Origin of the sequence: Streptomyces sp., from assembly GCF_050698815.1 — a bacterium.
In the GTDB taxonomy this organism is placed as follows: Bacteria; Actinomycetota; Actinomycetes; order Streptomycetales; family Streptomycetaceae; genus Streptomyces.
Window position 1 is genome coordinate 1 of record NZ_JBOHCV010000221.1, and the last position, 3,089, is coordinate 3,089.

The following is a 3,089-nucleotide window of genomic DNA, read 5'->3' on the forward strand; positions in this document are numbered from 1 at the left end:
GGGCGAGGGCGGTCACAGTGCTTCCTCCCCCGTTCCCGCGTCGGCGTCCTGGGCGGCGTCGAGCGCGAAGGTGTGGGCGGGCCGCCAGTGCAGGACGACCTCCGCGCCCGGAGTCAGGCGGGCGTCGCGCTCGATGTTCTGTTCGTAGACGCTGAATTCGGGGCAGGCCGGGGTGTCGATGACGTACTGCAGGGACACCCCGAGATAGCTGGCGTCACTGATGCGGCCGGTGAGCCGGTTGTCGCCGTCCGGGACTCCGCCGGCGGTCCCGGAGGCGTCGGACGTGCCGGCATCGTCCGCGTGGACGAGGGATATCTTCTCCGGGCGGACGCCGACGAGCACCTTGCCGCCCGGCCGGGGGTCCTCGACGGCGCACCGCTGGGCGGGCAGCCGCAGGACCCGGTCGGTGCCGAGCGCGGTCAGCCGCAGTTCGTCGCCCTCGACCGCGGTGATCTCGGCCTCGATGAGGTTGGAGGTGCCGAGGAAGTTGGCGACGAAGGTGGAGCGCGGGTTCTCGTACAGCTCGGCGGGCGCGCCGAGCTGTACGACCCGCCCCGCGACCATCACGGCGACCGTGTCGGCCATGGTCATGGACTCCTCCTGGTCGTGCGTGACATGCACGAAGGTGATCCCGACCTCCGTCTGGATGCGCTTGAGCTCCAGCTGCATCTGGCGGCGCAGCTTCAGGTCGAGGGCGCCCAGCGGCTCGTCCAGCAGCAGCACCTGCGGCCGGTTGATCAACGCGCGGGCGAGCGCGACGCGTTGCTGCTGGCCGCCGGAGAGCTGGCGGGGCTTGCGGCGCGCGAGCGGGCCGAGTTCGACCAGTTCCAGCATCTCCTCGACCTGCTTGCGCACAGAGGAGACGCCGCGGCGGCGCAGCCCGAAGGCGACGTTCTCCTGGACGTCCAGGTGCGGGAAGAGGGCGTAGTTCTGGAAGACGGTGTTGACGGGGCGCCGGTGCGGCGGGAGGGCCGTGATGTCCTCGTCGCCGAGCAGGATGCTGCCGCCGGTCGGCTCCTCCAGTCCGGCGACCATGCGCAGGGTGGTGGTCTTGCCGCAGCCGGAGGCGCCGAGGAGGGCGAAGAAGGAGCCCTCGGGGATGGTCAGGTCGAGCGGGTGTACGGCGGTGAAGTCGCCGAAGACCTTGCTGACCCCGGAAAGCGTGATCGTCATGGCCGTTTCCTCGTAGTTGCCGGGAGGGGCACTAGGCGCCGATGAGCTTGGAGAACTTGTTCTCGTAGCGGGAGTGTTCCTTGTCGGTCAACGGCCGGAAGTTCCGTCCGCGCTCGACCGTCTTGGCGTCCGGGAAGATCAGCGGGTCCTCCGCGAGGTCCTTGTCGATCTTCTCCATCTCGGCCTTGGCGCCGGAGACCGGGCAGATGTAGTTGACCCAGGCGGCGAGCTCGGCGGCCCGCTTGGGCTGGTAGTAGTAGTCGATCAGCGCCTCGGCGTTGGCCTGGTGGCGTGCCTTCGCCGGCACGAGCAGGTCGTCCGTGCCGAACAGATAGCCGCTTTCGGGTATGGCGAACTCCACGTCGGGGTTGTCGAGCTTCAGCTGCACGATGTCCCCGGCCCACGCGAGGCATGCGGCGATGTCACCGGAGCTCAGCTCGTCCATGTAGTCGTTGCCGCTGAAGCGCCGCAGCTGCTTGCTGTCCACCGCCTTCTGAATCCGGGCGAGGGTCTTGTCGAAGTCGTCATCGGTGAACTTCCGCGGATCGATGCCGGTGTCGAGCATCGTCAGCCCCATGGTGTCGGCCAGCTCACTCAGCATGGACACCTTGCCCTTGAGCGCCTCGTCCTCCAGCAGCTGCGTGACGCTGGTGACCTTCTTGCCGCCGGTGGCCTTCTTGTTGTACGCGAGCACGCAGGCCGTGCCCGCCCACGGATAGCTGTACTGGCGTCCCGGGTCCTGCGCGGCCGTACGGAAGCGGTCCTCGAGGTTGGCCACGGCGTGCGGGATGCGGGCCGGGTCCAGTCGCTGGGCCCAGCCCTGGCGGATGACGCGGCCCGCCATCCAGTCGGTGAGGCAGATCAGGTCACGGCCGGTGTCCTGGCCGGCGGCGAGCTGCGGCTTGATCTTGCCGTAGAACTCGTTGTTGTCGTTGATGTCCTCGACGTACTTCACCCTGATGCCGCTCTCCCGCTCGAAGCGGTCGAGAGTGGGGCGCTTCTTCTTGTCCTTCTCGTCGACGTCGATGTAGAGCGGCCAGTTGGCGAAGTTGAGCAGCCGCTCCTTCTTGGAGTGGTCGGGGGTGTCCTCGGGGTCGTTGCCGCCGCGGTTGCCCGCCGCCGGCGGGATGCCGCAGCCGGCCAGTGCCGCGCCGCCGGCGGCGAGGGAGCCGAGGCGCAACAGGCGGCGCCGGCTCATGGCGGCGCGGCCGTTGGCCCTGCTCCGTTCCCACGCCTTGCGCACGGGGTCGGGCATGCCTTCGTAAAACTGCGGGTCGAGGTCCATCAGGGGCTGCCTTCCGGTGGAGGGACAGGGAAGGGGCGGAGTGGGAGGGGCGGGATGGGGAGGGGCGGTGGGGATGCGGAGGCTCAGCGGTCGCCGAAGACGGTGCGGTGCCAGTCCTTCCGCGCCGCGCCCGTGGTGTCGTACATGACGTGCTTGACCTGTGTGTACTCCTCGAGGGAGTACGCGGACATGTCCTTGCCGTAGCCGGAGGCCTTGTAGCCGCCGTGCGGCATCTCGCTGATGATCGGGATGTGGTCGTTGATCCAGACACAGCCCGCCTGGATCTCACGGGCCGCGCGCCCCGTACGGAAGACGTCGCGGCTCCAGGCCGAGGCGGCCAGTCCGTAGGGGGTGTCGTTGGCCAGGGCGATGCCCTCGTCGTCGCTGTCGAAGGGGAGGACCGTGAGGACCGGGCCGAAAAGCTCCTGATGCACGATCTCGCTGTCCTGCGGCGCGTCCGTGACCAGGGTGGGCAGGTAGTAGGCGCCCTTGGACAGCTCGCCGCCCGGTGCCTCGCCGCCGGTGACGACGGTGGCGTAGGAGCGGGCCCGCGTCACGAAGCCCGCGACGCGGTCGCGGTGTGCGTGCGAGATGAGAGGACCCAGGTCGGTGCCGGGAGCGAACGGGTCAC

At 69.2% G+C, this 3,089-nt stretch carries 3 protein-coding genes; all 3 read right to left on the reverse strand.

Features of this window, described 5'->3' with window-relative positions; genetic code table 11:
* Window positions 1-12 precede the first annotated feature (12 nt).
* Complete coding sequence (locus ACRDP3_RS08175) at window positions 13-1,173, reverse strand: ABC transporter ATP-binding protein (RefSeq protein WP_431516177.1); 1,161 nt, start codon at window positions 1,171-1,173, stop codon at window positions 13-15.
* 31 nt (window positions 1,174-1,204) lie between these two features.
* Window positions 1,205-2,428: an ABC transporter substrate-binding protein gene (locus ACRDP3_RS08180; protein WP_431516179.1), complete on the reverse strand. Its 1,224-nt coding sequence runs from the start codon at window positions 2,426-2,428 to the stop codon at window positions 1,205-1,207.
* 113 nt (window positions 2,429-2,541) lie between these two features.
* Window positions 2,542-3,089: aldehyde dehydrogenase family protein (locus tag ACRDP3_RS08185; protein ID WP_431516178.1), on the reverse strand; the 548-nt coding region annotated here is incomplete at its 5' end.

What these genes read in the sequence shown, in the direction of transcription:
- ACRDP3_RS08175 (WP_431516177.1), bottom strand. Translation starts at nt 1,173, where the DNA reads ATGACGATCACGCTTTCCGGGGTCAGCAAGGTCTTCGGCGACTTCACC.
- ACRDP3_RS08180 (WP_431516179.1), bottom strand. Translation starts at nt 2,428, where the DNA reads ATGCCCGACCCCGTGCGCAAGGCGTGGGAACGGAGCAGGGCCAACGGC.